Raw genomic sequence first — 18,587 nt, 5'->3', positions numbered from 1 at the left:
GACGCCGGCCCGCTCCTCTCGACTTTCCTGGTCGAACTGGATCGGGACAGGACATAATCCATCGCAGCATGGACGAGAACCCCCCTGCCCTTCCCGTGCGGGCGGCGGCCTGGGCGATGGCGGCCCTGGCGCTGGTCCTGACCCTCGCGGGGGTGCTGGTCCAGGTCCGGATCCCCGAGGAGTGGCAGCCGCACCCCCCGTTGACGCCGGACTTCGGCGTCGCGCTCACGTTCCCGCTCACGGGAGCGTTCCTGGTGTCCCAGCGGCCCCGGCTCAGCATGGCCTGGCTGATCTGGGCGGGCGGCCTGCTGGGTTCGGGCAACGTCGCCTTCACGGCGCTGATGTTCCACTGGGCCTCGCAGGGCGACATGGGGGCGGCCGTCGCGGCCCGGGCGGTCCAGGTGACCTGCTGGGCGGTGTCGGGCCTGCTGCTGGCGGTCATGGTTCCGCTCTACTCCCCCACCGGGACGCTCCCCTCCCGCGGCTGGCGCGTGGTCGTCGCCGCCGGCTCTGTCGCCACCGCAGCCGAGGTCGTCCTGAGCCTGCTGCGACCCGATCCCGATCCCGCCGGTTACCCCTGGCCGGCGGTGATCCATAACCCGCTGCAGGTCAGGGCACTCATCCCCTACTACGTCCCGGTGTGGGACGTCCTGCAGTACGTGATCCAGGCATGCGTGGTGGCGGCGCTGGCCTCGCTCGCGCTCCGGCTGCGGCGCGCCGACCCGGTGACGCGCCGGCAGATCGCCTGGCCGCTGTCCGTCTTCGCCGTGTACGTGGCGTTCTACCTGCTCGGCCCCGCGATGTGGCTGCCCGCGACGCTGTGGACGGCGCTCATCCCGTTCGCGATCCTCTTCGCGGCGCTGCGCTACCGGTTGTACGGCATCGACACGGTGATCAGCCGGACGTTCGTCGCCGCCGGGCTCCTGGGCGCGATCGGCGTCGTCTACTTCGTGGCCGGGGCGGTCTCCAGCCTGGTCGTGTCGGGATATCACCAGGTGGGCGGCCTCGTGGCGGCGCTGTTCGCCGGGGCGTTCTTCCAGCCGCTGCGCCGCGTCCTGCAGCGTGTGGTCGACCGTGCCCTCTACGGCAGGGTGGGCGATCCGGCGCTGCTCGCCGAACGGCTGACGCAGGAGGTGCGGCGGGCCGGCCCCGCCGACGCGCTGGCGTCGGTGGTGACGGTCGTGCGCGAGGGCCTGGCCGTGGAGGGCGTCGCCGTCGAGGTCGCCGGCGGCAGGCCGCGTTATGTCGAGAGCGGCCAGGCCGGGCCGTCGCCGCGCGAGGTGCCGCTCGTCTGGCACGGCGAGCCGGTCGGCCGGCTGCTCGTCGGCCCGCCGGGGGCACGGCGGTTCGCCGCCGCCCACGACGAGCGGGTGCTGTCCACGCTGCTCCCCTATGTGGCCGACGTCGCCCACGCCGTACGGATGGCCGCCGACCTCCAGCGCTCGCGCGAGCGCATCCTCGCCGCCCGCGAGGAGGAGCGGCGGCGGCTGCGCCGCGACCTGCACGACGGGCTCGGCCAGACGCTCGGGGCGATGGCGATGACGATCAACATGGCCCGCCACAGCCTGGAACGGTCCCCTGAGACGGCCGACGCCCTGCTGCACGACCTGCGGGTCGGCATGGACGCGGTGGCCGGCGACATCCGCGAGCTCGTGTACGGCCTGCGGCCGCCGGCCCTCGACGACCTGGGGCTTGAGGGAGCCGTACGCGCACTGGCCGAGGAGACGCTGCCCGCCGGGACGGACGGCGTCGAGGACATCGCGGTGCGGGTGGACGGCGACCTCGCGGGGCTGCCCGCCGCCGTGGAGGTCGCGGTCTATCGCATCGTGCAGGAGGCGCTCAACAACGTGCGCCGTCATGCACGGGCCACCCGCGCGGAGGTGGTCGTCACGCGTCACCCGGCCGGGGGCGGCGGCGAGCTGCGGGTGACGGTCGCCGACGACGGCGTCGGCCCGCCCGCCCGGCCGCGCGCGGGAGTCGGCATGTCCTCGATGCGCGAGCGCGCCGCCGAGCTGGGCGGAAACTGCGTGGTCACCGCCGCCGAGACCGGCGGCACGGTCGTCGAGGCCCGGTTCCCGCTCACCGCCTGAGCACCAGCAGCCGGCCTCGCGACCCAACCGAGAGCCGCTCGGCGCGACCGTGATCGCCACTGCCTCTACGCTTACCGTGCGATGGTGACTTTTCGTGCCCTTGGACCGTTCGAAGCGGTTTCCGGCGGCGAGACGCTCGACCTGGGCGGCCAGCGGCAACAGGCCGTGCTCGCCCGGCTGATCGTGGCCGCAGGACGCGCCGTGCCGGTGAGCGTGCTGATCGACGAGCTGTGGCCCGGCGAGCCGCCCGCCCAGGCGCTGTCCACGATCCAGGGGTACGTCTCCCGGCTGCGGCGGGCGCTCGAACCGGACCGCGCACCGCGCGAGGAGGCGGGCGTCCTGGTGTCGGCCCCGCCCGGCTACGCGCTGCGGGCGGCCGTCGAGGACGTGGACTGCTGGCACTTCGAGCACCTGGTCAAGAGCGACCACGAAGGCCCGGCCGCGACGTTGCAGCGGATGGAGGCGGCCCTCGCCCTGTGGCGCGGGCCCGCGCTCGCCGGGTTCCAGGAGCTGATCTGGGCGCAGACCGAGGCCACGCGGCTCGACGAGCTTCGCCTGCTCGCCGTGGAGCGCCGCGCGGACGCCGCCCTGCGGCTGGGCCGTACGGGCCCGATGATCCCCGACCTGGAGGCGCACGCGTCGGCGCATCCGCTGCGGGAGGAGGCCTGGCGGCTGCTGGCCCTCGCGCTCTACCGTGCCGGGCGGCAGGGCGACGCGCTCGGCGCGCTGCGCCGGGCCCGGGTGGCGCTGCGCGACGAGCTCGGGCTCGACCTCGGCCCGGCCCTGCAGCGGCTGGAGCAGGACATCCTCGTCCAGGCGGCGCATCTGGACGCCCCCGGTCCGGCCGCGGACGCGCCGCCGGACGGGCCGTCCGCGCCGTCCGTGCCGGTGGGGGCGTCGGGTGCGGCCTCCGGCCCGGCGGCCCTGCGGGTGCTGATCGCCGACGACCAGGCGCTGGTGCGCACCGGTCTCAAGGTGATCCTCGACAGCGAGCCGGGGCTCGACCTCGTCGGCGAGGCGGAGAACGGCGAGCAGGCGATCGCGCTCGTCCGGTCGGTGCGGCCCGACGTGGTGCTCATGGACATCCAGATGCCGCGCCTGGACGGCCTGGCGGCGGCCCGGCGGATCCTCGCGGCGGAGGCGCCGCCAAAGGTGATCATGATGACCACCTTCGGCACCGACGAGAACCTCTACGCGGCGCTGCGGGCCGGGGTGAGCGGCTTCGTCCTGAAGACCTCGCCGCCCGAGCAGCTCATCGCGGCGGTCCGGGCGGCCGTGGCGGGCGACGCGCTGCTCGACCCGGCGGTCACCACGCACCTCATCGCCGCGTTCGCGGGGCGGCGCGACCCGGCGGCGCCGGAAGGGCTGTCCGACTCCGACATCGACCTGATCAAGCTCGTCGCCCGGGGCTTCACCAACCGGCAGATCGCAATGACGCTGGCCGTGCCGGAGCAGGAGGTCGCCGACGAGGTCACCACGCTGCTGCGTGGCCTCGGCCTGGTCGACCGCGCCCAGCTCGTGGTCCTCGCGTACGAAAGAGGGCTGGTCAGCCCCGGCTCGCGCGACGCCTGACCCTTATCGTCGCTTTGACGACAACAAATCGGACACTTTAGGGTGGGACCGTGGCTCAACTGCGTATCGCTCTCGCCCAGACCAATCCGGTCGTCGGTGACATCGCCGGCAACGCCGACATGCTCGTCGAGTGGACCCGCAGGGCCGCCGGGCGCGGCGCTCACCTCGTGGTGTTCCCCGAGATGTTCCTGACCGGCTATCCCGCCGAGGATCTGGTGCTCCGCTCGTCGTTCGTGGAGGCGTCGATCACTGCGCTGTCGAAGACGGCGACGCGGCTCGCCGACGAGGGGCTCGGCGATCTCCCCGTCGTGGTTGGCTACCTCGACCGGGCCGACCTCGCCCCGCGCGTGGGCCAGCCCAAGGGCGCCCCGCTCGACGCGGTCGCCCTGCTCCACGAGGGCCGGGTGGTGACGAAGTCGGCCAAGCACCACCTGCCGAACTACGGGGTGTTCGACGAGTATCGCTACTTCGTGCGCGGCGACCGCCTGCCGATCTTCCGCCTGCACGGCGTGGACGTCGCCGTGGCCGTGTGCGAGGACCTGTGGCAGGACGGCGGTCCCGTGTCGGTGGTCGCCGAGGCCGGCGCCGGCCTGCTCGTCGTCCCCAACGGCTCGCCGTACGAGACGAACAAGGACGACGTGCGGCTGGAGCTGTGCGCGCGGCGGGCCCGCGAGGCGGGCTGCGCGCTCGCGTACGTGAACATGGTCGGCGGGCAGGACGAGCTGGTCTTCGACGGCGACTCGCTCGTCGTGGACGCCTCCGGGGAGCTGGTCGCCCGCGCGCCGCAGTTCGAGGAGGACCTGTTCGTCACCGACCTGGAGCTTCCGGAGGGCACGGGCGAGCCCGGCGAGTCGCGCCACGACGCGCACGACGGCACGGTCATCACGGTCGAGCGGGTGCTGCTGTCGGCCGCCCCGGTCGAGCCGTACGAGCCGGAGACGCCGGTCGTCGCCGAGCGGCTGGACGACCTGGCCGAGATCTACCAGGCGCTGGTGCTCGGCGTGCGCGACTACGTGCGCAAGAACGGCTTCCGCTCGGTCATCCTCGGCCTGTCCGGCGGCATCGACTCCGCCCTCGTCGCCACGATCGCCGCCGACGCGATCGGGCCCGAGCGGGTGCACGTGGTGCTGATGCCCTCGCGCTACTCCTCGGACCACTCGATCACCGACGCGGAGGAGCTGGTGCGCCGCCAGGGGGTCCACTCCCAGATGGTGCCGATCGCCGACATCGTCGCGGCGTTCGAGAAGGAGATCGAGCTGCACGGCCTGGCGGCCGAGAACCTCCAGGCCCGCGTGCGCGGCATGCTGCTGATGAGCCTGTCGAACGAGCACGGCCACCTGGTGCTGACCACCGGCAACAAGAGCGAGCTGGCCACCGGCTACTCCACCCTGTACGGCGACTCGGCGGGCGGGTTCGCCCCGATCAAGGACGTGCTCAAGAGCGTCGTCTGGAAGCTCGCGGAGTGGCGCAACGCCCAGCCGGGGCGGCCTCCGATCCCGGAGAACTCGATCACCAAGGAGCCGAGCGCCGAGCTGCGGCCCGACCAGCGCGACACCGACTCGCTCCCGCCGTACGACGTGCTCGACCGGCTGCTGCGCGACTACGTGGAGGGGGACATGGGCCGCGACGAGCTGGTCGCGGCCGGTCACGATCCCGAGCTGGTCACGAAGATCATCCGCCTGGTCGACCAGGCCGAATACAAGCGCCGCCAGTACCCGCCGGGCCCGAAGATCACGCCCAAGAACTTCGGCCGCGACCGCCGCCTGCCCATCACCACCCGCTGGCGCGAGCGCCTCTAAGTCCGCACGTCACGCGTGCGGACCAGCAGCCAGGCGCCGAGCAGCGCGGCGGCGGCCCACGCGGCCGCCACGCCGAGGCCCTCCCATGGGCCGAGCGGAAGGTCGTCCAGGTGCGTGGTCGTCTGGACCGCGAGCCCGGCGTTCGCCGGCGTGGCCTGCCAGAGCAGCCGCCGCCGGCCCGGGTCGGCGACCATGTGCGCGATGAGCGGCAGCACGTACAGCAGGCCGCACACCACGCCTGCCGCGGTCGCGGAGTCCCGAACGGCGGTGGCGACGCCGAGGCTGAGCAGGGCGATCAGCGCGAGGTAGAGCGCCGTGCCCGCCGCCGCCCGCAGCGTCGGGCCGTCGGCCAGGGACGGCGGCGGGTGACCGCTGGCGGCCGTGAACCCGTTGCCCGGCAGGATGAGCCGTGCCGCCAGCACGGACGCGAGCACCGCGACCGTCCCGGCGGCCAGTGTCAGGCCGGTGAGGACGGCGGCCTTCGCGGCCAGGACCCGGCCCCGGCGTGGCATCGCCGCGAACGTCGTCGCGATCATGCCGGTGCCGTACTCGCCGGTGACCGCGAACACGGCCAGGACGGCCACGGCCGCCTGGCCCGCCTGGATTCCGGCGAGGCCGAGCCGGGGGACGTCCTGGTCGCAGCCCGCCGCCGGGCAGGACACGGTCGCGGCCACGGCGGCGCTCGCGGCGGCGGTGAGCCCGACGACGGCGGCCGTCAGCCACGCCGCGCCCGATGTGGTGCGCGTCTTGGTCCACTCCGCGCGAAGCTCGCGTCTCACGCGTCCTCCTTGCTCACGTGTCGCTTTTGCTCACGTGTCGCCTTTTGCTCACGTCTCGGCCCTGCTCACGTGCCGGCGCCTGCTCACGTGCCGGCCCCTGCTCATGCGTCGGCCCGGCTCATGCGTACGGCGGCCAGGACGACGGCGAGCGCGGCGTAGCCGCAGAGCACGGCGAGCCCGGCGAGGGGCGGCAGCGGATAGTAGCCGCCCTGGGGGCTGTAGTAGCCGAGCACCTGCGCGTACTCCGGCACGCTCTGCTGCACCGCGAACCCGGCCGCCGGAGTGAGCCGCAGCAGCCACCGCGCCACGCCCAGGGGCAGGACGGAGGCGGTCGCGAGAATGTGGGGCACCACGACGAGCCCGACCACCGCGGCGACCGCCGCCGCACCGCGCCGCGCCAGGGCGCCGCAGGCGAGGGCGAGGATCGCGACGGCGGCCGTCAGCGCCCCGACACCGGCCACGACCCGCAGCTCGGTTAACGTGCTCGCCGGGAGGACGGCGTTGCCGTTCGCCTGGAGGATGCGCGCGCCGAGGGGAACGGTGAGGGCGGCGGTGGTCAGGCCGGCGGCGAAGGCCACCGCGCCGATGACCACGGTCTTGGCGGCGAACGCCCGGCCCCGCCGTGGCGCGGCCAGCAGGGTGGTGCGGAACAGGCCCCGCCGGTGTTCCGCGGTGACGAACAGCACCGCCACCACGATCACCGCGACCAGCCCGGCGACCAGGCCGGAGAGCGTGCTCTCGATCCGCATGCCGTCCGTGCTCGGTGCGACGTCGCCGAGCCCGGTGATCGCGAACGTGCCGCCCGACTCGGTGAAGCGGCCCGGGTGATGGGGCGTGCTGCCGTCGGGCTCGTACGTCACGCCGACGTCGTCGTGGCTCCGCGTGCCGCCCGCCCGGCCCTCCACCCGGACCTGGTCGAAGACGGCGGTCGCCTCGGTGAACCGGACCTGGACGGAGGCGCCGCCCAGATTCCCTCTGCTCACCGTGAGGTCTCCCGGGGAGGCGACGAACATCCCGGCCTCCACCGTGGCCGGCAGCCGGGCCGGGCGGGCCGTGCCGACCACCGTCCACCGCCTGCCGTCCACGGACTCGTAGCCGGTCAGGGTGCCGCCGGACCGGGTCAGCCGCAGCCAGCGCGGCGACCCCGGCGAGACGCCGCCGGGCCCGCCCGCGACGTCCTCGGTGAAGTCGTGCTGCATCCGCACGCCGTGCCGGGCGGTGACCATGACCGCGGCGTACGACGCGCCCTCCCGGACGCCGTCCTTGACCATGATCCCGGCCTTCGCCCACGGCACGACTCCGGCCACGACGTTGCGCACCCCGGGGGTGGCGTCGGGGAGCCGGATCCGCCCGGTCATGGAGTCGACCCGCACGATGATCGAGCCGTCCCCGTCCAGCCGGCGGTGGACGAAGAAGAAGCGGTCGCTCACCGCCTCACCGCCCGGCCCGGTCGTGAGCGTGCAGGCGGTCTCGACATCGCCCATGCCGCAGGAGGCGTGGCTGCCCGCCGCGGACATCAGCCCCAGGGCCACAACGAGCGCCACGCCGACGGCCATGCCGGCCACCCAACCGCGTACGGTCCTGAACTTGGTCCACTCGGCGCGCACCAGGCGCAGGAAGCCGTCGCGCCCGTTCGTCTCCATGACTGTCGTGGGGTCCGTGATCATGTCGCCGTCCCGTCCCGGGGGGTCGTGGCTCGGGGGGTCGTGGCGCGGAACTCGACCGCGTCCCGGGTCAGCTCCATGTACGCCTCCTCCAGCGACGCGCGATGCGCGGCGACCTCGGAGAACGGCACGCCGTTCGCGCCGAGCAGGGCGACGATCCGCTCCGCCTCCAGCCCGGAGACGGTGAGCGTGTCGCGGTCCTGGACGGCCACCCTGGCGCCGGCGCGGGCCAGCACTTCCATCGCCTCCGGACGCGCGGTCGTCCGCAGCGTGACCCGCCCGTCGGAGGCGGCGGCGACCATGTCGGCGACGCTCATGTCCGCCACCACCCGCCCCCGGCCCGCGACCACGAGGTGGTCGGCCAAGTCCTGCATCTCGCTCATCAGATGGCTGGACACCAGCACCGCGCGTCCCTCGGCGGCCAGGGACCGCAGCAGGGTGCGGATCCACACGATGCCCTCCGGGTCGAGGCCGTTGACCGGCTCGTCCAGCATGAGGACGGGCGGATCCCCGAGCAGCGCGGCGGCGATGCCGAGACGCTGCCGCATGCCGAGCGAGAACCCGCCCGCCCTGCGCCGCGCCACCGCCCCCAGCCCGACCTGCTCGACCACCTCGTCGACCCGCCGCGCGCCCAGCCCCTGGGAGTGGGCCAGCCACAGCAGGTGGTTGCGTGCCGTACGGGAAGGCTGCAGGGCGGCGGCGTCCAGCAGGGCGCCGACCTGGCACAGGGGGGCCCGCAGGCTCCGATAGGGCCGGCCGCCGACCAGCGCGGATCCCTCGTCGACCGTGTCGAGCCCGAGGATCACCCGCATCGTGGTGGACTTGCCCGCGCCGTTGGGCCCGACGAAACCGGTGACCCGGCCCGGCAGCACCGTGAAGGACATCCCGTCCAGCGCCACGGTGCGGCCGTAGCGCTTACGCAGTCCGATTACTTCGATGGCCGCTCGCATGCCCGGCAGGCTAGGCGGTGGCGGGAACGCGCGGCGTCACGGCGGGGAGCGATCTCCGCCCTCCGAGCGCAAGGCGGGGTGTCTCCCTTCCGCGTCTCCTTCTTCCGCGCCTATGTCGTCGGCACTTCGTACGCGCCCGCCGCGCTGGGTGTGTTCGCTGCCCTGCTCGCGCTGGCCGAGGCGGTCGCGCACGCCCGCGGCGCGACGCCGCTCTCGTTCGGACCCGCCGCGACTACACCACCCCTGTTCGGGCACGGCTCGACCGCACCGGTGGGCATGGGCGCGAGCACTCCGGGCACCCCGGCGGGCCCGAGCACGGTGGTCGTGGCGCTCACCGGCCCGGGGGCCGATCCCGGCGGGGCCGCGCTGCGTCTGGTCGCGTTCGGCCTGCTCGCCCTGGCCACCACGGTGCCGGTCGTGTTCCTGCGGACCCGGCCGACGGCCGCCGCCCTGGTCGTCGGCGCGGCGGGCGTGCTGTCGTTCACGGCCTTCCGGACGCTCACTGTCGCCGCGCGGCCGTCGTGGTGGTCTGCCTCCACCGGCTCGGTGTCACCGGAGCGCGGCGGCTTGGCCTCTTGCTCGCCGCGCCGTACGTCGTGGCGGCGTTGCTCGGCCTGCCCGCCTGGACCCTGCCCCGAGGCGTGGCGATGCTCGTTCCCGTGGAGGGCGAAACGCGCGTCCTCGTCCTGCTCCTTGCGTGCATCGCCCCGGCTGCGACCTTGGCCGGAGTCGCCCGGCGGGCCACCGATGAGGCCGCGGACAACCGGCCGCCCGGCAGGTCATCGCCGGCACCCTCCTGGAGCACACCGCCCGGGGCGAGCGGGCGCGCATCGCCCGGGAGCTGCACGACGTGGTCGCCCACCACATCTCCATGGTCGCCGTACAGGCGGAGACGGCCCGGGTAGCCGTGCCGGGCATGCCGTCCGCCGGGGCGGAGCGGCTGCGGGCGATCGGCGACACCGCCCGCTCGGCGCTGACCGAGATGCGGCGCCTGCTGGGCGTGCTGCGTGAGGACGACCGGGAACGGGCGGATCTGCGCCCGCAGCCCGGCCTGCGGCTGACCGAGCTGAACGCGCTGCTCGACGAGGCGCGCGACGCCTCGGGAACCGCCGTGCGCCTCGTTCTCAGCGGCTCCCCCGCCGTGCTCGATCCCGGCGTCGAACTCGCCGCTTACCGCATCATCCAGGAGGCGCTCACCAACGCCCGGCGGCATGCGCCGGGCGCCGCCGTGGACGTGGAACTGCACTACACCCGCGACGCTCTGCGGCTGCGCGTACGGGACAACGGCCCAGGCATTCCGTTCTCCTCGGGCACGGCGACCGGCACCGGCGGGTCCGACGGCCTGGGCGTGCCGGGCGGCGCCGTGATGCCCGGTGCAGCCGTCCCGTCCGGAGACGCGCGCGTGCCCGATGGCATGGCCGGTCACGGATTCGCCGAACACGAATCGGCTACTCGCGGACCGGCTGGTCGCGTACTCGCCGGGCAAGAATCGGCCGGTCATGAATCAGCTGGTCACACCTTCGCCGGTCATGGATTGGCCGATCACGAATCCGCCCGATATGAGGCGGCCCGGCACGGATTGACCGAACACGAATCGGCTGCTCGCGGATCGGCCGGCCACGGATTGACCGGGATGCGGGAACGGGCCGCCGCCGTTGGTGGCGAACTGTGCATCGGCTCCGCGGCCGGCGGCGGTTTCGTCGTGGAGGCGTGTCTCCCTCGGCTTCCGGATGCCGATGATTTCCAGGCCTCCGGTGCTGCCGACGGTCCTGACCGCTGGTGGGGCCCTGCCGCACCCGCCGGCTCTGCGGGAGGATGTCCGTGACCGGCGGGACGCCGATCCGTGTCGTGGTGGCCGACGACCATCTGGTCGTCCGCACCGGCTTCGCCGAACTGCTGGGCAGCCAGCCGGACTTCGCCGTGGTCTCGACCGCGCCCGACGGGGCGCAGGCCGTCCGGATGTGCCGGGAACTGCGCCCCGACGTCGTCGTCATGGACATCCGTATGCCGGTTATGGACGGCATCGAGGCAACCCGGCGGCTCGCCGGCTCCGGAACGCGGGTCCTCATCCTGACGACCTTCGACCTGGACGAGTACGTGTACGACGCGCTGCGCGCCGGGGCGGGCGGTTTCCTGCTCAAGGACGTCACCGCCGAGCGCCTCTTCGACGCGGTCCGCGTCGTGGCGGCGGGCGATGCGCTGCTGGCCCCTTCGATCACCCGCCGCCTCATCGCCGAGTTCGCCCGCCTGCGGCCGACTCCCGAGCCCGCCATCCCGGCCGCGCTCACCCCACGGGAGACGCAGGTGCTGCGGCTGGTGGCCGAGGGGCTGTCCAACTCCGAGATAGCGGACCGGCTGACCGTCAGCGAAGAGACGGTCAAGACGCACGTGAGCCGGGTGCTTAGCAAGCTCGGCCTGCGTGACCGGACCCAGGCCGTCGTCGTGGCGTACGAGACCGGACTGATCGTGCCGCGCTTCACCGGTGACCGGTTCAACCCGGCCGAGCCGACCTGACACCGCCATCCGATGGCCGTCGGCACACGGCGCACGGAGCACGACGGCATGGCGGCGCAGCGCCGCGGTGGCTCGGCAGCACGGCGCCTGGTCGATCGGCCGTAAAGCCGCCGGGCTGCGGAGCAAGGACCTGCTCGGGCGTTGATCTGGGAGATTCCCGGCGACACACCGGCACAGGGGTGGGCGCGCGCGACGCGGGTCTGAGGTCAGGCCCGCTGACAAGCGCGCTCCACTCCGGTTGGAACAGGCGGGCCCGAGACAAGAAAGCCGTGACCGATGCCGGGCAGGCGTCCGGCATCGGTCACGGAGTCATCGGAGACATCTTTAGGAGACGGCGTCGTCGGCAGACAGCCGCCCGCCCTCGCGTCCATTTCCCGCCAGTGGTACCCGGCATCCCATGAGGATGCCCAGCGCGACGCACCCGTTCGATGCGCCGCTCCGCGCTCGCTTCGTCGCGCCGCTTAGCGCTCGCGTCGGTCACGCCGCTCCGTGCGCCGCTTAGCGCTCGGCTCCGCACACCGGTCGAGGCACCGTTCCGCGCTCGGTTCCGTCGCGCCGCTCGATACGCGGCTCTGTGCGCCGTTCGATGCGCCGTTCGATGCGCCGTTTCGTGCGTGGCGTATCACGAGGACGGCGGTGCACGACGGTGACCGGGGCGGTCCGTACGGCCGTCTGCCGTACGGACCGGGGTCATGGCTCGGAGGCGAGGGGCCGCATCACGGCCCGGGGCTCGGGAGCCGGGTCACAGCTCGGGGATCGAGGGACGAGGTTACAGCTCGGGGGTGGAAAGACGGGTCACTGCTCGGAGTTGCGAGGGCGGAAGCCCTTGAGCGCCTCGTCGACGATCCGCTCGGGGAGGCTGGCATCGGGCTGGTCCGAGTGAGACCACTTCGTGGACCAGATCATGGCCCCGCTGAGCAGTGCCAGCGCCATGTCGATGTCGAGGTCCGCACGCAGCTCCCCGGTCTCCATCCCACGCCGCAGAACCGCCGTCACGACCGCCCTGCGCGGCTCCACGGCAAGCTCGCGGAACCGCTCCGCCAGCCGGGGATGCCGCTCTGAGTCGCTCATGGCGATGTTCATGATGCAGCGCGTGCGATGGTGCAGGGACTCCTCCTGGATCACCCGGAGGTAGGTCACCAGGTCGTCTCGCACGGTTCCGCCCTGCGGCAGCGGGATCGGCCGCTTGAGCGTCGCCAGCGCGTCCACCACCAGGTCTTCCTTGTTGGACCACCTGCGGTAGATCGTGGTCTTCCCGACACCGGCGCGGCCGGCGATCGACTCGATGGACAGCTCCGACACACCGATGCCCTCGCCGAGCAGTTCGAGGGTGGCCTCGATGATCGACCGTTCCGCCTTCTCGCTGCGCGGGCGGCCCGCCGGGCGGGCCACCCCCTCAGCCGTCTGCTGCGTCTTCATGACCAGTTCACACTACCGCCGCTTCCTTTTCGATCTCAGCCTTGTCGACCGCGGCGTTGACCGAAGCCTTGCCCGGCATCCAGCGGGCCACCACAAGAGTGCCGATGAGGGCGACGAGAGCCGAGCCGAGGGCCGCCCAGTGAACGCCCGTGACGAACGCGGCGTTCGCGGCGTCGAGCAGCTTCGCGCCCTGCGGGCCCAGGTTCTCCGCGACACCGGCCGCGCCGGAGATGGACTCGGTGACGACGTGGCGGAGCTGCTCCGGCAGGGCCGTGACCTTGTCTTCCATGTCGCTGCGGTAGCTCGCGGACAGGACCGCGCCCAGGATGGCGATGCCCAGCGTGCCGCCGACCTGCCGGACGACGTTGCTCATCGAGGAGCCCACGCCGGCCTTCTCACGCGGCAGCGCGTTCATGATGGCCGTGGTCGCCGGGGGCATGATGTTGGCCATCGCGGCACCCTGGATGAAGCCGAGGGCCAGCAGGACCCAGATCGGGGTGTCCACCTGCACGAAGGAGTAGCACGCCAGGGCCAGCGTGATGACGAGCATGGCCACCGTGCCGACGGCGCGGGCGCCGTACTTCTGCACCATGCGCGCGCTCTGCGGCGCGAAGATCAGCTGAGCGGCCGCGAACGGCAGCACGAGCGCCCCCGACTGCAGCGGCGAGTAGTTCCGGACGATCTGCCAGTAGAAGGCCAGGAAGAACATCACGCCCATGGCCGCGAAGAACACGAGGCCGACGGTGGCGATGGCGGTGGAGAAGCCGGCGTTGCGGAAGTTGCGCACGTCGAAGGCGGGGTGGTCGATCCGGCTCTCGTACCAGACGAACGCGGCGAGGATCGCGATGCCCAGCAGCGACGGCAGGATGACCGAGACGTCGGCGACGGTGCCGAGGTCGCTGATCCGGACGATGCCGTAGACGAGGGCGATCAGGCCGATGATGGACAGCAGCACACCGATCGGGTCGAGACCGGTCTTGTTCGGGTCCTTGGAGTCGGGCACGATCCCGGCGATCAGCGCGAGACCGATGATCACGATGGGCACGTTGACCAGGAAGACCGAGCCCCACCAGAAGTGCTCAAGCAGCAGGCCCCCCGTGATCGGGCCGATCGCCACGGCGATGCCGACGCCGCCGGCCCAGATGCCGATCGCCTTGCCCCGCTCGTGGATCGGGAAGACGTTCGAGATGATCGCCAGCGTGGCCGGCATGATCGCGGCCCCGCCGAGGCCCATCAGGGCCCTCGCCGCGATGAGCTGCATCGGGTCCTGCGCGTACGCGCTGGCCAGGGAGGCCAGGCCGAACAGGACCATGCCCGCCATGAGCATCCGCTTACGCCCGTAGCGGTCGCCCAGCACGCCGAAGGTGAACAGCAGGCCGGCGAACACCAGCGTGTAGGAGTTCATCGCCCATTCGAGCTCGCTCTGGGTCGCGCCCAGCCCGTGGACGGGATCGGCGATCGTCTTGATCGCCACGTTGAGGATGGTGTTGTCGAGGACGACGGCCAGCAGGCTGAACACCATCACGCCGAGGACCTGCCACCGGCGTGGGTGCCCTGTATGAGCTTCTGCCGAAGCTTCCACTGATTCCCCCATGATTTCGATACGACCGAGTTTCGCAACGCAAGCGTAGCGCTGGTCATTCCGATACGCAACGGGACCGTTTCATAATCCGGATCGGTGCCGCCATATCCGCTGGTCAGTTGGGTTCAAGGTGCTCGGCCGAGGCGCCGACCCTCGTGTCGCGCGTCCCCGGCAGCCGCGCCATCCGGCGCACCCGGAGGCGCGATGGCGTCTCTCACGGCCCCGCCGAGCAGGCGTACACCACCCCGGAGCGGACCGCCCGCAGCCACCCGCAGCAGGCGGCCGACGCCTTCGCCGGCCGCCCCGAGGGACGACCGCGCCCCCTTTACATCAACGCGAGGGCCGGTTCTATTCCCACTCCGGGGCGTATTTCAATCCCCCGATCCGGCACGGTCCACACGCCGGCGAGAGGGCGCCCGATCCTGCTCCGGCGCCGGGGCACGCATCACGCCCGCTCCCCCGCCGGAGCACACACCACGCCTACCCCGCGCGCGGGAGTAGCCACCGCTCCTACTCGCGCGCGGCGGTGGGCAGGGGCGTCGCGGCGTCCGGCCCGGCCGCGATGTCCGCCCCCGGCACTGCACCGAGACCGCTCACACGCTCCGGCCCCGTCGCGATGTCCGCCCCGGCCGCCACGCCGAGACCGTTCGCGTGATCCGGCCCGGCCGCGTCACGCGATCCGGCCGGGACGAGGACGGCGACCGGGGCGTCGCGCCTGACCAGGGTGGTGAGCAGGGCCAGCGCGACACCGACCGCTCCGGACACGGCGAAGGCCCAGACCGGGCCATGGGCGTCCAGGAGCCCGCCCGCGAGGGGCCCGGCCAGGGCTCCTCCTATCGTCAGCGAGGTGCCGTGCAGGCCCATCGCCTCACCCCGCGCCGCCGCCGGGACGCGCCGGTTGACGGCGTCCACGGTGGACGACAGCGCCGGGGCGCACAGCAGCCCGGCCGGTGCCAGTGCCAGGCACAGCCAGCCCCAGCCCCCGCCGACCAGGCCCACGGGCACGGTCAGCAGCGCCAGGCCGCCCGCGAGCAGCCCGGGCGACAGCCCCCGGGAGAGCCCGCCGTACACGAACCCGCCGACGAGCGAGTACGCGCACCACAGCGCGAGCACCAGCCCGGTCCAGGCGGTCGCGCCGTCCGCCTTGAGCATCGCCACCACGCTCAGCTCGGTGGTGGTGAGCACGAAGGTGAGCCCGGAAACCAGGCAGAGCAGGGCGAGCAGGCCGGGACGCAGCCACTGCCGCCGGGGGACGTGGACCTCCTGCCCCGCCACCTCCTCCGCCGACCGCGTGGGCGGGTTGAGCAGATACAGCGCCACTCCCGAGCCCACCAGCCCGGCGGCCACGCCGTACATCGTCGCGGCGCTGCCGAACGCCGTCACGCTCGCGACGGCGAGGGCGGGCCCGACCATGAACGACAGCTCCACGCCCATCGAGTCGAGGGCGAAGCCGGTCTGGTGGTTCTCCTTCGGCACCATCGCGGCCACGCACTGCCGGATGGTCCCGAATACCGGCTGGCTGAACAGCCCGCCGATCAGCGCCCCCGGCAGCAGCACGGCGTACGGCATGGACGGCGCGACGCACCACAGGCACAGTTGCACGAGGGTCGTCACGACCATGACCGGCCGCAGCCCGCGCCGGTCGACGAACCGGCCGACGAGCGGCGAGCCGATAGCGGCGCCCGCCATGGAGGCGGTGCCGACCAGGCCCGCCTGGAAGAACCCGAGCTTCTGGTCGTTCACCACATGCAGGGTCAGCGTCATGCCGGTGCCGGTGAGGGGAATTCGCGCGATCATGCCGACCAGCAGCAACGCCCGCACACCCGGCAGGGCGAGCACCTGCCTGTAACGATCAAAAGCCATCGTGGTTCCTTACCTCCGCATGGCATTGTGCCGGGTGGCTCGGACATTTCTGCCGCCGGGTCGCCTCTTTCGTCCCTTTAGTCCCACTCGTCGGCGCCCGGATTACGGCGCCCGTATGGGGGTGTTCCAGCCCATGGCGGCATGCAATGATCTGACTGTCCGGGGACGCCACAGGGGCGCCACGAGGCCTGGAGGTAGCCATGTCCTCTGTTTCCGTTGTGTCCAAGCCCGCCCTCTACGGCGGGGCCGCAGGGCGCAGAGTCACCGTCCGCGACATCGCGGCGGCCAAGGAACGCCACGAGAAGTGGCCGATGGTGACCGCGTACGACGCCATGACCGCGCGAGTGTTCGACGAGGCGGGCATCCCGGTGATGCTCGTGGGCGACTCGGCCGCCATGGTCGTCTACGGCTACGACTCGACCCTGCCCGTCACGGTCGACGACCTCATCCCGCTCGCCGCCGCGGTCGTACGCGGCTCGTCGCGGGCGATGGTCGTGGCCGACCTGCCGTTCGGCTCCTACCAGGCCTCACCCCAGCAGGCCCTGGAGACCGCGGCCCGCTTCATCAAGGAGGCCGGCGCGCACGCCGTCAAGCTTGAGGGCGGCCACCGGGTCCTCCCTCAGGTGGAGATGCTCGTGTCGGCCGGAATCCCGGTCATGGCCCACATCGGCCTGACCCCCCAGTCGGTCAACGCCTTCGGCGGCTACCGGGTGCAGGGCCGCGGGCAGGCGGGTGACGAGATCATGGCCGACGCCAAGGCGCTGGAGCACGCGGGCGCCTTCGCCGTCGTGCTGGAATGCGTCCCCGCCGACCTCGCCCAGCGGGTCACCACGTCGCTGAGCATCCCCACGGTCGGCATCGGGGCCGGGCCCGACACCGACGCGCAGGTCCTCGTCTGGCAGGACCTCATGGGGCTCACCCCGCAGCCCGCGAAGTTCGTGAAGAAGTACTTCGACCTGGCCGGAGAGATGGACCGGGCGATCCGCGCGTACGCCGACGAGGTCGTCTCCGGCGCCTTCCCCCGGCCCGAGCACACCTACCGCTGACACCACGAAGGGCGGCCGCGCACGCCGCGGCCGCCCTTCCCGTGAAACCCCTCAGATCGCGTCGAGCGCCTGGGCGAAGTCGGCCCACAGGTCTTCGGCGTGCTCGATGCCCACGGCCACCCGGACCGTCCCCTCGCCGATGCCCGCCGCGGCCAGGCCCTCGGCGCTCACCGTACGGTGCGACGTCGTGGCCGGGTGGAGGATCAGGGTCTCCACGCCGCCGAGCGAGGGCGCGAGCAGTGCGAGCCGCACGTTGCGCATGAACGCCTCTCCGGCGGCACGCCCTCCGGCGAGGTCGAAGGAGAACACGCCGCCGAAGTCCGGCAGAAGCTTGGTGGCGAGCTCGTGCGACGGGTGGGACGGCAGGCCCGGCCAGTGGACCGCGGCCACGGCCGGGTGCTCGGCGAGCCGCGTCGCGAGCACGCGGGCGTTTGCGCAGTGGCGCTCCATCCGCAGCGGCAGCGTCTGCATCCCCCGCAGGGTCAGCCACGCGGCGAACGGGTCGGTCGTCGCGCCGAGCTCCACCGCGTACGACCACACCCGGCGATACACGTCCTCGGAGGCGAACACGGCGATCCCGCCGACGACGTCGGTGTGCCCGGACAGATACTTGGTCACGGAGTGCACGACGATGTCCGCGCCGTGCTCGATGGGGCGGCACAGGACCGGCGACGCGAAGGTGTTGTCGACCACGGTGAGGATCCCGGCCTCGCGCGCCGCCGCGCACATCCCCGGCAGGTCGGCCACCTGCGTCATCGGGTTGGCGATGGTCTCCAGATACAGCAGCTTCGTCGTGGGCCGCACGGCGGCGCGTACGGCCTCGGGGTCGTCCTCCGGCACGCGGGTGACCTCGACGCCGAAGCGCTCCGCGAGGTCGGCGAGCGTCTGGGCGGTGGCGCCGTACAGCGCCGACTGGGCGATCACGTGGTCGCCCGACTTCAGCAGGCCGAGCAGCACGGCGTTGATCGCCCCCATGCCCGAGCCGGTGGCCACGGCGGCCACGCCGCCCTCAAGGCCGGCGACCGCCTCCTCCAGCGCCCGCACGGTGGGGTTGGAGAGCCGGCCGTAGACGTACGCCCCGTCGGGCCGCCCCATGCCGTCGGCGAAGACGGCCGGGTCGTCGAAGACGAATCCCGAGGTCTGGTAGATCGGCATGGAGATCGGCGTGCTGGCCTCCGGCGTGGGCCGGGGCAGATGGACGACGCGCGTTTCCGGATGCAAGGAGCTCATGGCGTCCACAATTACCTAGAAAGGCCGTTCTTGTCAGGTTAGATACCCGACGACCGGTTACGCGGCGAGCGGAGAAGGC

General features: G+C 72.8%; 14 protein-coding genes. 6 read left to right on the top strand and 8 right to left on the bottom strand.

Annotated features, from left to right (window positions below; genetic code table 11):
• The first annotated feature begins 68 nt into the window (after window positions 1–68).
• The 3 genes from HCK04_RS00365 to HCK04_RS00355 all read left to right on the top strand — a co-directional run bounded on the left by HCK04_RS00365 (window position 69) and on the right by HCK04_RS00355 (window position 5,461).
• On the top strand, window positions 69–2,090 hold the full coding sequence (locus HCK04_RS00365) for a sensor histidine kinase (RefSeq protein ID WP_142644847.1): 2,022 nt from the start codon (window positions 69–71) through the stop codon (window positions 2,088–2,090).
• 81 nt (window positions 2,091–2,171) lie between these two features.
• On the top strand, window positions 2,172–3,662 hold the full coding sequence (locus HCK04_RS44020) for a BTAD domain-containing putative transcriptional regulator (RefSeq protein ID WP_142644846.1): 1,491 nt from the start codon (window positions 2,172–2,174) through the stop codon (window positions 3,660–3,662).
• 50 nt (window positions 3,663–3,712) lie between these two features.
• A complete protein-coding gene (locus HCK04_RS00355) occupies window positions 3,713–5,461 on the top strand; it encodes an NAD+ synthase (RefSeq protein ID WP_142644845.1) in 1,749 nt (582 codons plus the stop codon).
• On the opposite strand, the gene HCK04_RS00350 is transcribed toward HCK04_RS00355, so the two are convergent.
• The 4 genes from HCK04_RS00350 to HCK04_RS00335 form a co-directional block, all read right to left on the bottom strand.
• Complete coding sequence (locus tag HCK04_RS00350; RefSeq protein WP_142644844.1) at window positions 5,458–6,240, bottom strand: ABC transporter permease subunit; 783 nt, start codon at window positions 6,238–6,240, stop codon at window positions 5,458–5,460. The two genes, HCK04_RS00355 and HCK04_RS00350, sit on opposite strands and share 4 nt — an antisense overlap.
• Before the next feature lie 101 nt (window positions 6,241–6,341).
• Window positions 6,342–7,907, bottom strand: coding sequence for a hypothetical protein (locus tag HCK04_RS00345; protein ID WP_205829659.1), 1,566 nt, complete (start codon window positions 7,905–7,907; stop codon window positions 6,342–6,344).
• Entirely contained in the window at window positions 7,904–8,854 is a 951-nt protein-coding gene (locus HCK04_RS00340; RefSeq protein ID WP_142644843.1) for an ATP-binding cassette domain-containing protein, read from the bottom strand. The genes HCK04_RS00345 and HCK04_RS00340 overlap by 4 nt, the downstream gene beginning before the upstream one ends.
• A 110-nt stretch (window positions 8,855–8,964) precedes the next feature.
• Complete coding sequence (locus tag HCK04_RS00335; protein ID WP_142644842.1) at window positions 8,965–9,339, bottom strand: hypothetical protein; 375 nt, start codon at window positions 9,337–9,339, stop codon at window positions 8,965–8,967.
• A gap of 296 nt (window positions 9,340–9,635) precedes the next feature.
• Here HCK04_RS00335 and HCK04_RS40850 point away from each other — a divergent pair, with 296 nt between their 5' ends.
• Window positions 9,636–10,679, top strand: coding sequence for a sensor histidine kinase (locus HCK04_RS40850; protein ID WP_312845712.1), 1,044 nt, complete (start codon window positions 9,636–9,638; stop codon window positions 10,677–10,679).
• Window positions 10,676–11,368: a response regulator transcription factor gene (locus tag HCK04_RS00320; protein ID WP_260616993.1), complete on the top strand. Its 693-nt coding sequence runs from the start codon at window positions 10,676–10,678 to the stop codon at window positions 11,366–11,368. The genes HCK04_RS40850 and HCK04_RS00320 overlap by 4 nt, the downstream gene beginning before the upstream one ends.
• Before the next feature lie 795 nt (window positions 11,369–12,163).
• Here HCK04_RS00320 and HCK04_RS00315 read toward each other — a convergent pair.
• The 3 genes from HCK04_RS00315 to HCK04_RS00305 form a co-directional block, all read right to left on the bottom strand.
• A complete protein-coding gene (locus HCK04_RS00315) occupies window positions 12,164–12,787 on the bottom strand; it encodes a TetR/AcrR family transcriptional regulator (RefSeq protein WP_142644840.1) in 624 nt (207 codons plus the stop codon).
• 7 nt (window positions 12,788–12,794) lie between these two features.
• Window positions 12,795–14,309, bottom strand: coding sequence for an MFS transporter (locus HCK04_RS00310; protein ID WP_142645201.1), 1,515 nt, complete (start codon window positions 14,307–14,309; stop codon window positions 12,795–12,797).
• A 570-nt stretch (window positions 14,310–14,879) separates the two neighbouring features.
• Window positions 14,880–16,232: an MFS transporter gene (locus HCK04_RS00305; protein WP_142644839.1), complete on the bottom strand. Its 1,353-nt coding sequence runs from the start codon at window positions 16,230–16,232 to the stop codon at window positions 14,880–14,882.
• A 200-nt stretch (window positions 16,233–16,432) separates the two neighbouring features.
• Here HCK04_RS00305 and panB point away from each other — a divergent pair, with 200 nt between their 5' ends.
• The gene (panB, locus tag HCK04_RS00300) at window positions 16,433–17,278 is read left to right on the top strand and encodes a 3-methyl-2-oxobutanoate hydroxymethyltransferase (protein WP_142644838.1); all 846 of its coding nucleotides are present in this window, start codon (window positions 16,433–16,435) and stop codon (window positions 17,276–17,278) included.
• Window positions 17,279–17,329: 51 nt separating this feature from the next.
• Here panB and HCK04_RS00295 read toward each other — a convergent pair whose 3' ends face one another.
• Window positions 17,330–18,508, bottom strand: coding sequence for an aminotransferase class I/II-fold pyridoxal phosphate-dependent enzyme (locus HCK04_RS00295; protein WP_142644837.1), 1,179 nt, complete (start codon window positions 18,506–18,508; stop codon window positions 17,330–17,332).
• Between the last annotated feature and the right edge of the window lie 79 nt (window positions 18,509–18,587).

It is taken from the genome of Microbispora sp. CL1-1, from assembly GCF_012034195.1.
In the GTDB taxonomy this organism is placed as follows: Bacteria; Actinomycetota; Actinomycetes; order Streptosporangiales; family Streptosporangiaceae; genus Microbispora.
Note: the sequence above shows the minus strand (reverse complement) of the source record. Positions and strands in the feature narration are given on the sequence as shown.

Excerpts from the sequence above, each read along its gene's own strand:
- HCK04_RS00345 (WP_205829659.1), bottom strand. The coding sequence starts at position 7,907 with ATGATCACGGACCCCACGACAGTCATGGAGACGAACGGGCGCGACGGC.
- HCK04_RS00310 (WP_142645201.1), bottom strand. The coding sequence starts at position 14,309 with ATGGTGTTCAGCCTGCTGGCCGTCGTCCTCGACAACACCATCCTCAAC.
- HCK04_RS44020 (WP_142644846.1), top strand. The coding sequence starts at position 2,172 with ATGGTGACTTTTCGTGCCCTTGGACCGTTCGAAGCGGTTTCCGGCGGC.
- HCK04_RS00315 (WP_142644840.1), bottom strand. The coding sequence starts at position 12,787 with ATGAAGACGCAGCAGACGGCTGAGGGGGTGGCCCGCCCGGCGGGCCGC.
- panB (WP_142644838.1), top strand. The coding sequence starts at position 16,433 with ATGTCCTCTGTTTCCGTTGTGTCCAAGCCCGCCCTCTACGGCGGGGCC.
- HCK04_RS00295 (WP_142644837.1), bottom strand. The coding sequence starts at position 18,508 with ATGAGCTCCTTGCATCCGGAAACGCGCGTCGTCCATCTGCCCCGGCCC.
- HCK04_RS00305 (WP_142644839.1), bottom strand. The coding sequence starts at position 16,232 with ATGGCTTTTGATCGTTACAGGCAGGTGCTCGCCCTGCCGGGTGTGCGG.
- HCK04_RS00340 (WP_142644843.1), bottom strand. The coding sequence starts at position 8,854 with ATGCGAGCGGCCATCGAAGTAATCGGACTGCGTAAGCGCTACGGCCGC.
- HCK04_RS00365 (WP_142644847.1), top strand. The coding sequence starts at position 69 with ATGGACGAGAACCCCCCTGCCCTTCCCGTGCGGGCGGCGGCCTGGGCG.